10 protein-coding genes are annotated in these 17,530 nt (G+C 65.4%); 8 read left to right on the top strand and 2 right to left on the bottom strand.

The features are described from left to right. The first annotated feature begins 137 nt into the window (after positions 1-137). From ACFDR6_RS16125 to ACFDR6_RS16105, 5 genes are all read left to right on the top strand, one after another. On the top strand, positions 138-935 hold the full coding sequence (locus tag ACFDR6_RS16125; RefSeq protein ID WP_375858846.1) for a class I SAM-dependent methyltransferase: 798 nt from the start codon (positions 138-140) through the stop codon (positions 933-935). A 291-nt stretch (positions 936-1,226) separates the two neighbouring features. Beyond that, on the top strand, positions 1,227-3,599 hold the full coding sequence (locus ACFDR6_RS16120; RefSeq protein ID WP_375858845.1) for an exopolysaccharide transport family protein: 2,373 nt from the start codon (positions 1,227-1,229) through the stop codon (positions 3,597-3,599). Next, complete coding sequence (locus tag ACFDR6_RS16115) at positions 3,592-4,395, top strand: WecB/TagA/CpsF family glycosyltransferase (protein ID WP_212080071.1); 804 nt, start codon at positions 3,592-3,594, stop codon at positions 4,393-4,395. The genes ACFDR6_RS16120 and ACFDR6_RS16115 overlap by 8 nt, the downstream gene beginning before the upstream one ends. A gap of 19 nt (positions 4,396-4,414) precedes the next feature. Further along, on the top strand, positions 4,415-5,407 hold the full coding sequence (galE, locus tag ACFDR6_RS16110) for a UDP-glucose 4-epimerase GalE (RefSeq protein WP_212080069.1): 993 nt from the start codon (positions 4,415-4,417) through the stop codon (positions 5,405-5,407). 216 nt (positions 5,408-5,623) lie between these two features. After that, entirely contained in the window at positions 5,624-5,965 is a 342-nt protein-coding gene (locus ACFDR6_RS16105; protein ID WP_212080067.1) for a hypothetical protein, read from the top strand. Here the strand turns inward: ACFDR6_RS16105 and ACFDR6_RS16100 are convergent. Then, entirely contained in the window at positions 5,939-10,054 is a 4,116-nt protein-coding gene (locus tag ACFDR6_RS16100; RefSeq protein ID WP_375858844.1) for a sensor domain-containing phosphodiesterase, read from the bottom strand. The two genes, ACFDR6_RS16105 and ACFDR6_RS16100, sit on opposite strands and share 27 nt — an antisense overlap. Before the next feature lie 444 nt (positions 10,055-10,498). On the opposite strand from ACFDR6_RS16100, the gene ACFDR6_RS16095 reads away from it, so the two are divergent. Next, complete coding sequence (locus ACFDR6_RS16095) at positions 10,499-11,866, top strand: LLM class flavin-dependent oxidoreductase (RefSeq protein ID WP_375858843.1); 1,368 nt, start codon at positions 10,499-10,501, stop codon at positions 11,864-11,866. 66 nt (positions 11,867-11,932) lie between these two features. Here ACFDR6_RS16095 and ACFDR6_RS16090 read toward each other — a convergent pair whose 3' ends face one another. After that, positions 11,933-12,388, bottom strand: coding sequence for an Lrp/AsnC family transcriptional regulator (locus ACFDR6_RS16090; RefSeq protein ID WP_375858842.1), 456 nt, complete (start codon positions 12,386-12,388; stop codon positions 11,933-11,935). Between the two features lie 149 nt (positions 12,389-12,537). On the opposite strand from ACFDR6_RS16090, the gene ACFDR6_RS16085 reads away from it, so the two are divergent. Both ACFDR6_RS16085 and iaaH read left to right on the top strand, forming a co-directional pair. Continuing rightward, positions 12,538-15,987: an indolepyruvate ferredoxin oxidoreductase family protein gene (locus ACFDR6_RS16085; protein ID WP_375858841.1), complete on the top strand. Its 3,450-nt coding sequence runs from the start codon at positions 12,538-12,540 to the stop codon at positions 15,985-15,987. Positions 15,988-16,054: 67 nt separating this feature from the next. Further along, on the top strand, positions 16,055-17,473 hold the full coding sequence (iaaH, locus tag ACFDR6_RS16080; protein WP_375858840.1) for an indoleacetamide hydrolase: 1,419 nt from the start codon (positions 16,055-16,057) through the stop codon (positions 17,471-17,473). The last annotated feature ends 57 nt before the right edge of the window (positions 17,474-17,530 follow it).

Below are 17,530 nucleotides of genomic sequence, written 5' to 3'. Positions count from 1 at the left end.
ATGCCGTAGTTAATGCGCATGCGCATTAACCCGGCCGTAAGCACTGCGACCGGTGAGACGACGCGGCATCAGATTTGCTCTTCGGGCAGGCGAGTTTTTTCCTGTAAATTTGATTAGAACAAGCGCGGACAAGAAACATGAACAAGCCAGCCACGATCGATTTCGCGACTGCCACCGCGATCCATACCACGGCCGTTGCACCCGTCCAGGCGCTCCACGACCTCGTCGCCGGCGAAGCCCGTGACAGCCTGCTCGCCGTTCACGACGTGCTGCGCCGCGAGCTGCCGAAAGGCCAGCTCGCCATCTACGAAGCCGGCGGCGGCTCATGCAGCGTCCTGCCACCGGAAATGCTTGACCGCAGCAAGGTCACCGTCGTCGATATCGACGAGGACCAGGTCCGCAACAACAGTTACGCGGACGAGGCGATCCTCGGCGACGTGCAGACCTACCGCTTCGAGCCCGAGACCTTCGATCTGGTGATCTGCTATAACGTGATCGAGCATCTGCCGAACGTCGACGCCGCGCTCCTGAATTTCCGCGATGCGCTCAAGCGCGGCGGCATGGTGCTGATCGGCGCGCCCAATCCGCGCTCGCTGTCCGGCGTCGTCACCAAATATTCGCCGCACTGGTTTCACGTCTGGTTCTACCGGCACATCCGCGGCATCAAGGACGCCGGCCTGCCCGGCGAGCCGCCATTCCCGACCTTTTTTCACCCGCTGGTCACACTGTCCCGGCTCGAAGCATTCGCGGCCGCCAACGGCCTCGAGATGATCTACCGCCGCGAGGTCGAGAGCCCGCGCTATCCCGAGATGCGTCGGCGCAAGCCGCTGTTCGCCTCTCTCGTGGACACCGGCGCCGCGTTGCTGAACGCGGTGCTTCCGCGCGGCATCGACGTCCGCCGCGGCGACTACCACGTCATCCTGCGGAAACGCTGATCATCATGGCGCGTGCGCAGCCCATCACGGAGCAAGCGGAGCCTCGCGGCCACGCCGTGCGCGGTAACGAACCGTTAATCTCCAGGAATCTCACGCGCCCCGAGGGGCATGGGGACGCAGCGCGAAATGGCATGGGCTTAAACGCTTTGTTTGCCATTTCGGTGAATAGTCCCTCAGTGAGTATGGTTAATTTTCCCTGTTGCGTTGATTGGGCACCTATATCCCGGGTGCATGGCGTAGAGCGAAGAGTAACCCCTCAGCCTGCGGCAATTGGAATGAAAGCTGGGGATCATGCTTGACTACAACCAGCCGATAGATCGGACCGGACCGGAGCCCCAGCAACAGAGTCCTCAAGCCGGCTTCAACGTGCTGGAGCTCGCCAACCTGCTCTGGCGGCGCAAGATTGCGATTGCCGCGGCCGCTCTGCTCGGCGCAACGCTTGCCGTCACCGTGGGCAAGAGCCTGACGCCCCGCTACACCGCCACCGCCCAGCTTTATGTCGATCCGCGCGAGCTTCAGCTCGTCGACCGGGAGCTCACGCCGCGCGCCCAGGACGTCTCCGGCATGTCCATGGTGGTGGAGAGCCAGGCGCGCCTGATCACCGCCAACAGCGTGCTGCTCAAGGTGATCCAGCAGGCCGGTCTCGAGAAGGATCCGGAATTCGGCGGCAGCGATGCCAGGAGCCTGATGTCGTCGCTGCTCGGCTTGATCGGCCTGCAGCCCCGGGCGCCCTCCGCTGCGGCCAACAACGAGGTGCAGCTTGCGGCGCTCGAGGCGCTGAACAGGCACATCACGATCCGCAAGACCGAGAAGAGCTTCATCGTCGACATCGAGGTCTGGTCGATCGATCCGGCGAAGGCGGCGATGCTCGCCAACACCCTGACCAGCGCCTATCTCGCCGAATCCCGCAACTCGCAGGCCTCGGCCGCACGGCGCGCCACCAGCGATCTCTCCGGCCGCCTCAAGGAGCTGCGCGAGCGGCTGCGCGGCGCCGAGACCGCGCTCGCTACCTACAAGGCCCAGAACAATTTCGTCGGCACCCAGGACGCGCTGATCAGCGACCAGCAGCTCTCCGCCAGCAACCAGCGGCTTTCCGCGGCGCGCGCGGCGACGATGGACGCGCAGGCGCGGCTCGACCAGATCGAGGCGAGCCGCCGCACCGCGGCCGATGCCGGCGCGAATTCGGAAGCGCTGCAATCGCCGACGATTGCGAATCTGCGCGCGCAATATGCCGACGCCCGCAAGAAATATGCGGAGCAGGCCGGCGAGCTCGGGCCGCGTCATCCGGCGCTGCGCCAGACCGAAAAGCAGGTCGAGGACCTCAAGCGCACCATCAACGAAGAGATCGACCGCTTCGCCCAGTCCGCCAAGAACGACCTGACGCGGGCCCGCGACTACGAAGCTTCCCTCAACCGGGCCCTGGAAGCGCAGAAGCGGCAGAGCGTCCAGCTCAGCCAGGCCGCCGTGCGCCTGCGCGAACTCGAGCGCGAAGCCGACGCCAGCCGCGACGTCTATCAATCCTTCCTCAAGCGCTCCCGCGAGACAGAAGAGCAGGAGAGCCTGAATACCTCGGCGGCTCGGGTCATCGGCGAGGCGACGGTACCGCAACGGCGCTCGTTCCCGCCGGCGATGAGCATGTTCGCCATGATCGGCTTCATCTTCGGCGCGCTCGCAGCGTCGGGCTGGTTCGTCGCGGCCGAACTCCTGTTCGCCGGCGCAGCCGCACCGGCACCCGCACCAGCCCGCCCCGCGCGCAAGCCGATGCCGGAGAAACCGCGCGCTCGCGAAGTTTCGCGCGCGCAGGAAGCCTCGCGGCTCGAGCAGGTGTCGCGAAGCCCGGAAGTCGCGCAGATCCCGCCCGAACTTGCCGCGCCGCCGCTGCAACCCGCGATGGTCGAAAGGCCTCTGATCGAAAAGCCGCTGATCGCGCGTCTCCAGGAAGCCGACGTCATTCACACGCTCGGCGCCATTCTCGCCACCGGCGGCGGCGTCGATCTCACAAGGCTGGGCTGGCCGACATTGCGGCCGGGCTTTCCCATGACGAGGCTGCTCAACGCCTGGCGCGACATGCGCAGTGCCATGGCCCGGCGTGCCGGCGGCAAGGCAATGCCGGTCATCGCGCTCGTCGGCGGCGGCGAGACCACCGGACGCAACGTGAGCGCCTTGAATTTCGCACTCGCGGCTGCGCGCGACGGCGTCCGCGTGCTGATGATCGACGCCGATCATCAGGCCCACGCGCTGTCGAACAAGGTCAGCCGTCCCGGCAAGAGCGAGCCGAGCAAGCTCGGCTGGCTCTCCATCGGCAGCAAGGCCGCGCGTGAGATCAAGACGATCAACGGCATTTCGGTGCTGCCGGCCGGCGACGGTGATGCCGGCAAGGCTGCCGACGCGATCCGCAAGGCGATTGCACAGGCGCGCGCCGCGGGCGGCTATGACCTCGTGGTCCTCGACGGCCCCGCGATGCCCCTCTCGGCCGCCGGCCGCAAGCTGCTCGAAGACACCGACGCGCTGGTGGCGGTGCTGCCGACCAGCCACGACATCAACGACAGCCTGGAAGAGATACTGACCGCGCTCGGCAGCGCCGAGCGCAAGCTCGTCGGCGTCGTGCTCGACGAGCTCACCCCCGCAATCGAAACGCGCCAGCGAGGCAGACAATATGCTTGAGCGCCGCGTCAACCTCGACGGACGGGCAGCGACTGCCGACGTGCCGCGGACCACCGTCGGCGGGCTTCGCATGGCCGCGCTCGACCTGGAAGCCACCGCCGATTTCATGATCGAGGCGACCAATCCGGATCATCGCATCGGCCGTCCGTTGTTCCTGACCTCGGCCAATGGCGAGGTCCTGGCGCGCTGCTCGACCGAGCCGCAGACCGAACGCCTGTTCCGCGCCGCCGACCTCATCAACGCCGACGGTCAGCCGCTGGTCGCGGCCTCGAAGCTCCAATCCTGGTTTCCGCTGCCCGAGCGCGTCGCGACCACGGACCTGTTCCACATCGTCGCGCGCAAGGCGGAGGCGGTCGGCCGCACCTTCTACATGTTCGGCGCCAGCGAGGCCGAGAACCTCGCTGCGGTCGAGAACGTCCAGAAGATGTATCCGAAGCTCAAGATCGTCGGGCGCAGCCACGGCTATCTGCGCGGCGAGGCGCTGCGCGCCAAGGTCGAGGAGATCAACGCGCTTGCGCCTGATTACCTGTGGGTCGCGCTCGGCGTGCCCAACGAGCAGGCATTCGTGGAAGATTTCACGCCGCATCTCACCAATGTTGGCGTCATCAAGACATCCGGCGGCCTGTTCAATTTCCTGTCGGGCAGCCGCGCGCGCGCGCCGGAATGGATGCAACGAATCGGGCTCGAATGGGTCTGGCGCACCTGGCTCGAGCCACGCCGCCTGTTCTGGCGCTATTTGACCACCAACCCCCGCGCGCTCTATCTTCTCTTCAGCCGCAAACGGCCCCTCCGCTAAGAGAAGAGCAGAAGACGACATGACCGACCGACCGACCGTCCTCGTCACAGGGGGCGCGGGCTATATTGGCTCGCATGCCAGCCGCGCATTGACTGCTGCCGGCTATCAGCCCGTCGTTTATGACAATCTCTCGACAGGCCATCGCAGCTTCGTGACCGGCCCCCTGGTGACGGGCGATCTGCTCGACGGCACGGCGCTGGCCCGCGCCTTCGCCGACCACAAGATCACGGCGGTGATGCATTTCGCGGCGGCGAGCCTGGTCGGCGAATCCATGACCGATCCGCAGAAATATTACGTCAACAATGTGCAGGGAACGCTGTCGCTGTTGCAGGCGATGCGCAACGCCGGCTGCCATCGCATCGTGTTCTCCTCGACCGGCGCCGTCTACGGAAATGCCGACTCCAAGGAACTGCCGGAAGACTTTCCCTGCACCCCGATCAATCCCTACGGCGCGTCGAAGTTGATGATCGAGCGCATGCTCGCCGACTATCGCACGGCCTACGGCTTCGGCGCGTTCTGCCTGCGTTATTTCAACGCCAGCGGCGCCGATCCCTCAGGCGGCATCGGCGAGCTGCGCGACAACGAAACCCACCTCATTCCTCGCGCCATGATGGCGCTACAGGGCCATGTCGACTTCGCGGTGTTCGGCGACGACTACGACACGCCCGATGGAACCGCGATCCGCGATTACATCCACGTCACGGACCTCGCCGCAGCACATGTGGCGGCCCTGAAGCTTCTCGAAGACGGACATGCCGGCGGCAGCTTCAATCTCGGCACCGGCTCGGGTTTTTCCGTGCGCGAGATCCTCAATGCCATCAGGCAGGAGACCGGGCGCGAGGTGCCTCACACCGTCAAGCCGCGTCGTGCCGGCGATCCCACTTATCTGGTCGCCGACCCCTCCGCGGCGCGAAAGGTGCTGAACTTTGTGCCGCGTCACTCCGACCTGCCGACGGTGATCCGCACCGCCTGGGCCTGGCACCAGAAGGCGCATCCGTTCCGGCCGCGCTAGTCGGCCATATTGTTCCTTGCCGGTAGGCACCTTCAGCCGCTAAAGAGAATGAAGAGACTATGACAGCTACGCTGGCCGCTTATCCGGCCGTCGCTAGCTCGTGACCCCGATTGGGCGGCATACGGCCTTCGAGAGACGCCGTTCTTCCAAACTTCACGACCACGACCGAGTGCGCGCATCGGCCTGGTTTCAGGCGCGACAAGGAGCACCGAGCGAATGCATCAGGCTGCAAGCCTGCAATTCGAGCGCGTGGTGAACGAGTTCGCCCGCTGGCTCGCCGTGCCCGAGGACGAGCGCTCGCCGGCGCCGGCCTGGTGGTGGGGACCCGCGATCGCGGTGCTCGACCTGCGCCAGCCGATGCCCGCTGCGTGGTCGCACGCGCTCGGCCTCGAAGACGGATCGACCTTTGCCGGGGGCGCGCGCCTGCTTCTCGCGCTGTTCGAGGATCAGACCTTCGTGTCTTGGCCGGAAGAGTTTCCGCGCAAGTCGGAAAGCAAGGATGACGAGACTCGCGAGCTGCACCCGCTGCCGTCAGACGACAGCGCGTTTCGGCCGTAACGCTACGGCTTCGGTCGCGGCAAGGTCCTGCTCCGGCTGGAGCGGCGGCGCCACGGGCAGCGTCATCGGCCGCAGCAGCTCGGCCATCTGCCGCGCCGGCAAGGGCTTGGAGATGAGGAAGCCTTGCATCTCGTCGCAGCCATGGCTGCGCAGGAACGCTTCCTGCTCGACGTTCTCGACGCCTTCGGCGACGACGGTCATGCCGAGCGCCTTGCCCATGCTGATGATCGCCTGCGCGATCGCCTGGTCCTCCGAATCCTGCGGCAGGTCGCGCACGAAGGAGCGGTCGATCTTGATGGTGTCGATCGGGAAGTGCTTCATCAGCGACATCGACGAGTAGCCGGTACCGAAATCGTCGATGGCAAGACGAATGCCGCGGCTCTGGATGGCGTCGAGCACCTTGAGCGCGCGTCCGACATTGCGCATCATCATGCTCTCGGTGACCTCGAGCTGGAGCAGCACCGGCGACATGCCGGAGGCCGCCAGCGCCTCGTCGACGTCCTGCAACAGATGCTCGTCGGCGAACTGGCGCGGCGACAAATTGACCGCCATGGACAACGGCAGCAGGCCGCGGCGCTGCCAGGCCATGGCCTGCGCGCAGGCCTCGTTGAGCACCCAGCGGCCGATCGGCACGATCAGGCCGGTCTCCTCCGCAAGCGGAATGAACTGGGCCGGCGAGACGTTGCCCAGGTCGGGATGCGTCCAGCGCAGCAACGCTTCCACGCCGGTAATCTGACCGGTCTCCATCTCCACCTTGGGCTGGTAGTTCAGGGAAAACTGCTCGCGCTCCAGCGCCCGGCGCAGCGCGCTCTCCAGCGAGAGCCGTTCGATCGACTGCGTCTTCACTTCGTTGGAGAAGAAGCGGTAGCCGTTCTTGCCGTCTTCCTTGGCCAGATACATCGCCATGTCGGCGTTCTTGGTCAGCGTCTGTGCGTCGGAACCGTTCGCCGGATACATCGCGATGCCGATCGAAGCCGTGGTGTGGCACTCGTGCCCCGCCAGCTCCATGGGCTCGGCGAGTGCCGTCAGGAGCCCGGTCGCGATCCGCTGGACGTCATCGATCTCGCCGCATTGATCGAGGATCACCACGAACTCGTCGCCGCCGAGCCGCGCCACGACGTCACTTGCCCGCAGCGCGCTGCGCAGCCGGTTCGCCACTTCGAGCAGGAGCAGGTCGCCGGCCTCGTGGCCCAGCGAATCGTTGATGACCTTGAAACGGTCGAGATCGATGAACAGCACCGCAAAATGTCGATCGCGGCGCTCTGCCCTGTTGATCGCCTCGCGCAAGAGCCCGTTGAAGGTCTCGCGGTTCGGAAGGTCCGTCAGACTGTCATGCGAGGCGAGGTATTCGATCCGCTCGTCCGCCTCGCTCTTGGCGTCGGCGCGATCGAAGTTCTCCATCGCAAACGACACGTTGTCGGCGAGACGCTGCAGCAACTCGACGAACTCGGCCGTGAAGGTACTTGGCTCGGTCGACATGTAGATCATGACGCCGACGGCCTGGTCGTGCACGATGAGCGGAAATGCCGCGCCCGACCGCGCGCCGTCGCTGCGGACGACGGCATGGAAGGCGCGTACGCGATCGTCGTTGAGGTAGTCGTTGCTGATGCAGGGCCGGCGTGTGCGGAACGCCGTACCGCTCATCCCGCGCCCTTCGGGCCGCTCGGGATCGATGGAGAGACGGACGTTGCGTGTCGTGTCGGCGGACGGGCCGGCGGCGGCCACGATCTCCAGCTGGTCCGTACCGGCTCTGGTGAGCGCGATCGTGGTCGAAGTGAACTTGGCGCCGTCCGACGCCGCGAGGCACACGAGGTCGAACAATTCGGCGCGCGACTTCGCCCGCATGATCGCCTCGTTGGTCGCGCTCAGAGCGGCGAACATGCGCCTCAGCCGCTCCTTCTGCGCCTCGGTGCGGGCCTTTTCCTCGGCGCGATCGAAATTGTCGAGCGCGAACGAGACGTTTTCCGCGAGGCGGGCCAGCAGCTCGACCAGATCGGGCGTGAATGTATCTTCCTCCGGAGCAAGGAACAGCAGGATGCCGATCGGCTCCTGACCGGCGCGCAGAAGCGGGAAGCTTGCGGCGGCGCGGGTCCCGTCCTCGACTGCCTTGGAGTGCCAGTGTGCCGAGCGTGGGTCGTTCATGTAGTCGTTGATCACGCTGGGCCGGCGCGTCCGCACCGAGGTTCCGATGATTCCCTGGCCCTCGGGATGATCCGGGGAAATCGCACAGCTGCGCCCGACCATCCGCTCCTGAAGCCGCCCCTTCGCGGCGACGACCCGGACCATCTCGCATGTCTCGTCGATGATTCCAATCGTCGCCGAGGCGAATACGTCGCCCAGCACGGCCGCCTGACATGCGACGTCGAACAGCTCATCCCGAGTCTCGGCGCGCATGATGGCTTCGTTGGTGGCGCTCAACGCCGCGAACATGCCGCTCAGCCGGTCTCGCTGCTTGTCGGCCTTCGCCTTCTCCTCGGCGCGGTCGAGATTTGCAATTGCAAATGACACGTTGCGCGCAAGGCGCTCCAGCAGTTCGACCAGCTCGGGCGTGAACGTGCCGGTCTCGAGGGAATTGAACAGGAACACGCCCTCTGCGCGATCGCCGTTCAGCAACGGCAGCGCGGCGGAGGACTTGACGCCGGTGCGGCGCGCGCTGTCGTACCAGGGCTTGAGGCGATCATCGGACAGCAGGTCGTTGGTCAGGCAAGGCTGTCTGGTGCGGAAACACGTGCCGGTCAGGCCTCGTCCTTCCGGCACCTCGTCGGTCGTGGCGAATTTGAGCCTTCGCACTTCGTCGGAATTCGGCCCTGCGGAGGCGACGACGCGCAGCAGTTCGGAGGCAGGCTCGGCGAGCGCGATCGTGGCCGAGCCGAACTTGCCGCCCTGCACGGACGCTTCGCATACGAGATCGAACAGTTCCGCACGCGACGTCGCCCGGATGATCGCTTCATTGGTAGCGCTCAGCGCGGCGTACATGCGCGCCAGCCGCTCCTCCTCGTGCGCGATCTGCGCCTTCTCCTCGTCGCGATCGAAATTCTGGAGCGCAAAGCACACGTTCTCGGTCATGCGCAACAACAGCGCGACGACGCCCTCGTCCTTCGCCCAGGACTTGCTGACGAAGAAGTACATCACCCCGATGCTGGTTCCGCGCTTGATCAGCGGCGCCGCGACACACGCGACCGCCCCGGCGTTGATGTTGGCCTGTTCCCAGGTCGTTCCCTTGGTCCGACTGACAAGGTCGTCTTCGACCATCGCCTTCTGCGTCCGGAAGACCTGGCCGGAGATGCCACGCCCGTGAGGATTTTCGGGATCGATCGAGTAGCGCGCCTGCCTGATCAGGTCGAGATTTTGTCCGGTCGCCGCCACCGGCGTCAGCCAGTGCGACTCCTGCTCGCGCAGCAGCACGAAAGTCGCCAGCGATTTGCCACCGTGCACGGCCGCGTCGCAGACGCGCTGATACAGGTCCAACTCGGTATTGGCCTTGAGGATTGCCTCGTTGGTCGCGCTAAGCGCCCGAAACATGCGATTGAGCCGCCGCATCGCCGCTTCGCTGTCCCGGCGCGCTTCCTCTCGCTCGAAATTGTCCAGCGCATAGGAAATGTTGGCCGACATGCGCTCGAACAGCGACACCATCTGCTCGTTCAGCGAGCCGGCTTCGCGGCGGGTCACGTAGAGCACGCCGACACTGTTGCCGTTGCAGAGCAGCGGCAGCGCCGCAGCCGCGCCGATGGCGGCCGAAGCCGCGCCCGCGCGCCACGCCAGCGAACGCGGGTCGTTCAGATAATCATTGCTGATGCACAGCTTCTGCTCGCGAAACGCCTCGCCTCCGACGCCTGATCCCTCGGGGGTACCGGCTTCCGTCGTGATCACGATCGAGCGCAGTCGCGGAATGTCGTCACCGCAGCCGGCCGCGAACCGCAATCGATTGCCGTCCCGCTCCACCAGGAACACGGCGACCGCCAAAAAGTCCCCGCTCGAAAACCCGGCGTCGCAGACCTTCTGGTACAGCTCGTCCGGCGATTTCGCGTAGAGGATCGCTTCGTTAATGGCGCTCAACGCCGCAAATGTGCGCGCGAGTGTCGTCGGCACGATCTCAGCTCCCGGGCATTCTGCCTATTTCTCCCGGGTGCCTTTATGAAGCGCGATCGCCTAAGTGGTCGTTATTGCGCGCTGCAAACCGTCGATCAAAGTGAACGAGCTGCGAACGACGGGTGCGAAACTGTCGAAAATACCGCCGCGCGGGACGAATCTTCGGCCAAAGGCGCCTTCTCCGTACAAACTTGCAGCGCTGTATTGGTTTACGGGAGATTGATATCGCGACGGCGCTTTGAGACGATGGCAGCCAACGAGCAGCCCGCCAAGGGTACCAGGCCGAGGGAACGCCATGCCGATCGCCGGAGCCGACCGCCCCACGCGCATCGGCGCCGCTCTGCTCCGTGCCGCCGGAGCTTCCGGAACGGGCTGCGCCCGCTGGCGCGCGCACAGGCCCGGCCGGTCCTCGATCTGGCCCGGCGGCATCAGGAGAACAGCAGCATGAATCGACAGATGGTCCTGGTCGGCTTTCTCCAGGCGCAGAACTGCACCAATTTGCCGAGCTCCTGGCGACATCCGGACTCGCGCAATGATTGGATGTCGGCGGACTATTATCAGGAGATCGCCAGGATCCTCGAGGCCGGCAAGTTCCACATGGCCTTCTTCGACGACCGCCTGGCAATGCCGGACCGCTACGGTAACGACCACGCCCACACCGTCGAATACGGCATCCGCTGCGTGAAGATGGACCCGCTGATCGTGCTGACCACGATGGGCATGGTCACCGAGAAGCTCGGCCTCGGCGCGACCTGCTCGACCACCTATTACGAACCGTTCGACGTCGCCCGCCGCTTCGCAACGCTCGACCTGATGTCGGAGGGACGCGCGGGCTGGAACGTCGTCACCTCGCTCAACGACGGCGAAGCTCTCAACATGGGCCGGGATTCGCATCCCGAACACGACTCCCGCTATGACCGCGCCGACGAGTTCATGGACGTGGTGCTCGGTCATTGGGACACCTGGGAGGACGGTGCGCTCATCATGGACAAGCAAAGCGGCCGCTTTGCCGATCCGAACAAGGTGAAGCGGCTCGACCACAAGGGACCAGCTTTCAAGTCGCGCGGGCCCTTCACCGTACCGCGCTCGGATCAGGGCCATCCCGTGATCATCCAGGCCGGCGCGTCCGGCCGCGGCCAGCGTTTCGCGGGGCGATGGGGCGAGGTGATCTTCACCGCCGCGCGCAATCTCACTGCGGCCAAGGAAGGCTATGCCTCCGTGCGTAACGAAGCCGCCAGGGCCGGCCGCGACCCCGACCAGATGTTCCTCTGCAATTTGACGACGCCGGTCTGCGCGGCCACCAAAGCCGAGGCCGAGGACAGGATGGCGCTGATCAACAAGCTGCCGCTGCAGATCGACGCGCTGTCGCTGCTTGCCGAAGCGCTCAACTATGATTTCGCTTCCAAGGACCTCGATGAGCCGCTGACGGCGGACGAGCTGAAGAGCATGCAGGGGATTCTGGGCATCCGCGATGGCGTGCTGAAGACTTCGGGCAAGAGCAACCCGAGTGCGCGCGACTTCGTCACCTTTTCCGGCCGCGGCCAGGTCCAGGACGCGATGGTGGGCGGACCCAGGGAGATCGCGGACAAGCTCGAGGAGATGTTCGTGGAACGCGGCTGCGACGGTTTCGTCATCGCCGCGACTTACGTACCCGGCTCCTACGCCGATTTCGTGCAGCACGTCGTGCCGGAGTTGCAGCGGCGCGGATTGTTCCAGAGGGAATACCGCGGCAAGACATTGCGTGAAAATCTCGGGCTGAAGCGGCCGGCCGCCGGTACCTGGAAGGTGCAGCGGCGCGGCGCCGCGGAGTGACAACAACGAAGACCCGGTCGTGTCGGCCCCTCAAGGAGAGGAGATGGATTTGTGTGCGCCGTGCACTCAAAACGGCAACGCGACCCCCGTCTTGATCTCCTTCAGCACCACATTGCTGCGGACGTAGCGGATGCCGGGGATGCGGAACATGAACTCGTCGAGAAACCTGTTGTAGGCGGCCATGTCCTGCACGACGACGCGCAGATGATAATCGGCATCGCCCGTGGTCGCAAAGCACTCCAGCACCTCGCGACGTTTGGTGACGCGGGACACAAACTCGTCGACGAATTTGGCGTCGTGCCGCTCCAGCGAGACATGGAGGATGGCGGACATCGCAAAGCCCGCCTGCTCGCGCGCGACCAGTGCCGCGTAACCCTGAATGACCCCAGCCTCCTCTAGCGCGCGCATCCGGCGCCAGCAGGCAGAGGTCGACATTCCGACCTCGTCCGCGAGTTGCTGGTTGGTGGCGCGACCGTCCTTCTGGAGGTGCGCGAGAATCCGCCTGTCCTGCTCTTCGATCATGAACTTCACCAAATCGGACGATTCTACCGGATTATATGACAATTCGGGATAATCTACCAGAACGACCGCCTTTTCAGGAAAGATAGGTAAGACCTACCAGCGGCCCGGGCCTAACCTTCCTCCATCCAGGGATGCCGCGGGAGGTCCGTATGGACGCCATTCCGTTACTCGACCCCTATGAACTGTCCGATCGCTACGATCGCGAACACGGCCGTGTCTTCCTCACGGGAACGCAAGCCATCGTCCGCATCGCGCTCGACCAGGCGAGGCGCGACCGCGCGCGTGGGCTGAACACCGCCGGCTTCATCTCTGGCTATCGCGGCTCGCCGCTCGGCGGCATCGATCTCGAGCTATGGCGCATCCAGGAACGTTTGAAGCGGGACCGCATCGAATTCCTGCCCGCCGTGAACGAGGACTTAGCTGCGACCGCCGTGCTCGGCTCGCAGCAGGTCGAAACGCAAGGAGACCGCGAGGTCGATGGCGTGTTCGGGCTCTGGTACGGCAAGGGCCCGGGCGTCGACCGCTCCGGCGACGCGCTCAAGCACGGCAATGCCTACGGCTCCTCGCCGCATGGCGGCGTGCTGGTGGTCGCCGGCGACGATCATGGCTGCGTCTCCTCCTCAATGCCACACCAGTCCGACGTCGCCTTCATGAGCTGGTTCATGCCGACGCTGCATCCCGCCAGCGTCGGTGAATATCTCGCGTTCGGCGAATATGGCTACGCGCTGAGCCGCTTCTCCGGCATGTGGGTCGGCTTCAAGGCGATCTCGGAGATCGTGGAGTCAGCCGCCTCCGTCGCGTTGGGCTCGCCCCGAAGCTTCCGCATGCCCGACTTCACGCCGCCGCCTGGTGGACTGCACTATCGCTGGCCCGATTTGCCGGGCCCGCAGATCGAGGAGCGGCTCGAGGCGAAGAAGCACGCGGTCTACGCTTTCGCCAAGGCCAATCCGATCGACCGCCACATCTACGACATCCCGAACGCGACCTACGGCATCGTTACGACGGGAAAGGCGCATCTCGATTTGATGGAGGCGCTGCGACTGATGGGCCTCGATGAAGCGGCCTGCCGCAGCATCGGCATCGACGTCTACAAGGTCGGCATGGTCTGGCCGCTGGCGTTGCATGACGCTATGGATTTCGTGAAGGGCAAGCGCGAGATCCTCGTGGTCGAGGAGAAGCGCGGCATCATCGAGAGCCAGTTCAAGGAGTATTTCTACGACTATCCGGGAGCGAAGCCCGAGCGCATGGTCGGCAAGCACGACGAGCAAGGGGCGCGGTTGATCTCGTGGATCGGCGAATTGTCGCCGCGCGCGCTGGCTGGCGTGCTCGCGCGGCGGCTCGATCCGATGTTCCCGGGCCTCAACCTCGCCGCGCGCGCGGCCGCGCTCCTGCCGGAGGCAGCACGCACCATCAACGTCTCTGGCGCAACCCGCACGCCCTATTTCTGCTCGGGTTGCCCGCACAACACATCGACCAAGGTGCCTGAGGGATCGAAGGCATTGGCCGGCATCGGCTGCCATTTCATGGCGAGCTGGATGGACCGCGAGACCTCGTCGCTGATCCAGATGGGCGGTGAAGGCGTCAACTGGGCGGCCTCGTCGCGATTCACCGGCCATAAGCACATTTTCCAGAACCTCGGCGAAGGCACCTACTATCACTCGGGCTCGATGGCGATCCGGCAGGCGATCGCCGCCAAGGCCAACATCACCTACAAGATCCTGTTCAACGATGCCGTCGCCATGACCGGCGGCCAGCCGGTCGACGGTCCCGTCAGCGTCCATGCGATCGCGCACAGCGTCCGCGCGGAAGGCGTGACGCGCATCGCGCTGGTGTCCGATGATCCCGCGCAGTTCTCGCCTGGCGACCTGCCGTCCGGCGTCACCGTCCATCCGCGCGAGGAGATGGATGCCGTGCAGCGCGAGCTTCGCGAGGTCTCCGGCGTCTCCGTCCTGATCTATCAGCAGACCTGTGCCACCGAGAAGCGGCGCCGTCGCAAGCGCGGGCAGATGGCCGACCCCAAGCGCTTTGCCTATGTCAACGACCTCGTCTGCGAAGGCTGCGGCGACTGCTCGGTGGAATCCAACTGCCTCAGCGTCGAGCCGAAGGAGACGCCGTTCGGCCGCAAGCGCCAGATCAACCTCTCATCCTGCAACAAGGATTTTTCCTGCCTCAACGGCTTCTGCCCGAGTTTTGTGACTGTCGAAGGCGCGACGCGCCGGAAAAAGACTGCGAGTCGGATCGACGCGGTAGGCCACGCCGCGACGCTTCCCCTCCCTGCGACCGCAACGCTCGACCGGCCCTACGACCTGCTCGTGACCGGCGTCGGCGGCACCGGCGTCATCACCGTCGGCGCGCTGATCGGCATGGCCGCACACCTCGAACGTCGCGGCGTCTCGGTGCTGGACTTCACCGGCTTTGCGCAGAAATTCGGGCCTGTGCTGAGCTATATCCGGCTTGCACCAAGTCCCGAGGCCCTGCAGCAGGTGCGTATCGACCAGGGCGCCGCCGATGCCCTGATCGGCTGCGATCTCGTCGTCAGCTCTTCGCCCAAGGCGTCCGGCACCTTCCGCAAGGGTACGCGGGCCGCGGTCAATACCGCGGAAATGCCGACCGGCGACGTCGTCCGCTTCCGTGACGCCGATCTCGCCTCCCCTGCCCGCCTGCGCGCGATCGGCTGGGTCATCGGTGCAGACAATCTCAGCACGATCAACGCCAACGCGCTGGCCGAACGGCTGCTCGGCGATGCCGTCTATGCCAATATCATCATGCTCGGCTTTGCCTGGCAGCGGGGGCTGGTTCCGATTTCGATTGCAGCGCTGCTGCGCGCGATCGAGCTCAACGGCGTCGCCGTCGAGCACAACAAGCAGGCCTTTGCCTGGGGCCGGATTGCGGCTTCCGATCCGGACTTCCTGCCAAAGGTGAACGAAACGCTCGCGGCCGAGACACTCGACCAGATCATCGACCGTCGCGCCGGCTTTCTCACCGCCTATCAGGACAGTACCTATGCGGCAAGGTACCGGACGATCGTCGCGAGGGTCCGCCGGGCCGAAGCTGCTCTGAACAGCGAGGCTCTGACCGAGGCAGTCGCCCGCGCCTTGTTCAAGCTGATGGCCTACAAGGACGAGTACGAGGTGGCGCGGCTGCACATGCAGAGCGGATTCCTCGACGAGCTCAAACGCGAATTCGAGGACGGCTTCAAGATCCAGTATCACCTCGCCCCGCCGTTCCTGCCGTCGCGCAACGACGCTCGTGGACGCCCGCGCAAGCGCGCGTTCGGTCAGTGGATCCAGACGCCTCTCACCCTGCTGGCGCGGTTGAAGGGGCTGCGCGGAACGCCGTTCGATCCGTTCGGCTACGCCGCGGAGCGGCGCACCGAGCGCGAATTGATTCCGTGGTATCAAGGCCTAATCGAGCGGATGCTCGGCGAGCTCGAACCCGCGCGGCTGCCGGCTCTCATCGCAATTGCAAAGGCGCCGATGGAGATCCGCGGCTACGGCCCGGTCAAGGACACCGCGATCAAGGCTGTGAAGACAGAGGTCGAGCGGCTGTTTGATGAACTCCACACGCCATCGCCGGCAAAGATGCGCGCCACCGGTTGACGCGAAGCCGCCGAGGCTTCAGCTTCAAGGCCCGAGGGGCACTGCCCCGCTCATCGGGTGACGCATCATGGATTTCGACCAGTTGACCCTCAGCCAGGCCGCCGCGGAGCTCCGGGCCGGGACAGTCACGAGCACCGCGCTGACGACGGAGGCTCTCGCCCGTGCCAAGGCCAACCCCGATCTCAATGCCTTCGTCACGCTGGACGAGGCCGGCGCCTTGACGGCCGCCGCGGCATTCGATGCGACGGGCGACACGAGCAAGCCGCTCGGCGGTGTGCCCGTCGTGATCAAGGACAACATCGAGGTCGCGGGACTGCCTTGTAGCGCCGGCACACCCGCGCTCAAGGACTACGTTCCAAAAGCCGATGCGCCAGTCGTGGCAAGGCTGCGCGCGGCGGGCGCGGTCATCATCGGCAAGACCAGCATGCACGAGCTGGCCTTTGGCATCTCGGGCTACAATACCGCATTCAAGACCGGCGCCGAGTTCGGCGTACGCAATGCCTATGACCGCGCCCTGATCGCGGGCGGCTCCTCGTCCGGAACGGGTGCGGCCATCGGCGCGCGGATCGTCGCGGGCGGGCTCGGCACCGATACCGGCGGATCGGTCCGGGTGCCGGGCGCGCTGAACGGATGCGCTTCGCTGCGCCCGACCGTCGGGCGCTATCCGCAAGAAGGCATCGCGCCGATCTCGCATACGCGGGACACCGCGGGCCCGATGGCTGCGACCATGGCCGATGTCGCGCTGATCGATCGCGTGATCGCGGGTGGCGATGTGCTCGCGCCGGCCGACCTGAAGCAGGTACGGATCGGCGTCGTGAAGTCGATGCTGACCAATCTTGATGCCGATACCGAAACCGCGTTCCAGGCCGCTATCGTGCAGATGAAGGCACGTGGCGTCGTGGTGGTCGAGGTCGAGATGCCACAGCTCGCCGAACTCAACGGCCAGATCGGCTTCCCCGTCGCCCTGTATGAAGCCTATGACGACATGGTCCTGTATCTGAAGCACACCGGCACGGGCCTCACCATCGAAGCGCTGGCGAGCGAAATCGCGAGTCCCGACGTGAAGGGCACCTATGACGGCCTCGTCATCCCGCGCAAGCTGCCGGGTCCGGACGGCACGCTGGTTGATGCCGGGCCGATCTATGATACCGCGGTCAAGACGGCGCGTCCCGCGCTTCAGGCGCTCTACGGCGATACATTTTCAAGCAACGGGCTCGACGCGATCGCTTTCCCGACCACGCCGCGGGTCGCGATCGCCTCCAACCCCGACTCCAGCAGCCTCGAGAACTTCGGACTCTTCATACAGAACACCGATCCCGGCAGCAATGCCGGTATTCCCGGAATCCAGATCCCGATCGCGCTCGGCGCCAGCAGCAAATTGCCGGTCGGACTCGAGCTCGACGGCCCTGCCGGAAGCGATCGCCGCCTGCTTGCGATCGGCATGGCGCTCGACGGCGTGTTCGTCCGGCTGCCGCCGCCTTCCTGAGGGAATAGCGCGAGGCGCGGGCTTTCGAACGTCTAACCTTCCGGCGGCGTCGCGCTG

It is taken from the genome of Bradyrhizobium tunisiense, from assembly GCF_042263385.1.
Classification (GTDB): Bacteria; Pseudomonadota; Alphaproteobacteria; order Rhizobiales; family Xanthobacteraceae; genus Bradyrhizobium; species Bradyrhizobium tunisiense.
Note: the sequence above shows the minus strand (reverse complement) of the source record. Positions and strands in the feature narration are given on the sequence as shown.

What these genes read in the sequence shown, in the direction of transcription:
- galE (WP_212080069.1), top strand. Translation starts at nt 4,415, where the DNA reads ATGACCGACCGACCGACCGTCCTCGTCACAGGGGGCGCGGGCTATATT.
- iaaH (WP_375858840.1), top strand. Translation starts at nt 16,055, where the DNA reads ATGGATTTCGACCAGTTGACCCTCAGCCAGGCCGCCGCGGAGCTCCGG.
- ACFDR6_RS16090 (WP_375858842.1), bottom strand. Translation starts at nt 12,388, where the DNA reads ATGATCGAAGAGCAGGACAGGCGGATTCTCGCGCACCTCCAGAAGGAC.
- ACFDR6_RS16120 (WP_375858845.1), top strand. Translation starts at nt 1,227, where the DNA reads ATGCTTGACTACAACCAGCCGATAGATCGGACCGGACCGGAGCCCCAG.
- ACFDR6_RS16095 (WP_375858843.1), top strand. Translation starts at nt 10,499, where the DNA reads ATGAATCGACAGATGGTCCTGGTCGGCTTTCTCCAGGCGCAGAACTGC.
- ACFDR6_RS16125 (WP_375858846.1), top strand. Translation starts at nt 138, where the DNA reads ATGAACAAGCCAGCCACGATCGATTTCGCGACTGCCACCGCGATCCAT.
- ACFDR6_RS16105 (WP_212080067.1), top strand. Translation starts at nt 5,624, where the DNA reads ATGCATCAGGCTGCAAGCCTGCAATTCGAGCGCGTGGTGAACGAGTTC.
- ACFDR6_RS16085 (WP_375858841.1), top strand. Translation starts at nt 12,538, where the DNA reads ATGGACGCCATTCCGTTACTCGACCCCTATGAACTGTCCGATCGCTAC.
- ACFDR6_RS16115 (WP_212080071.1), top strand. Translation starts at nt 3,592, where the DNA reads ATGCTTGAGCGCCGCGTCAACCTCGACGGACGGGCAGCGACTGCCGAC.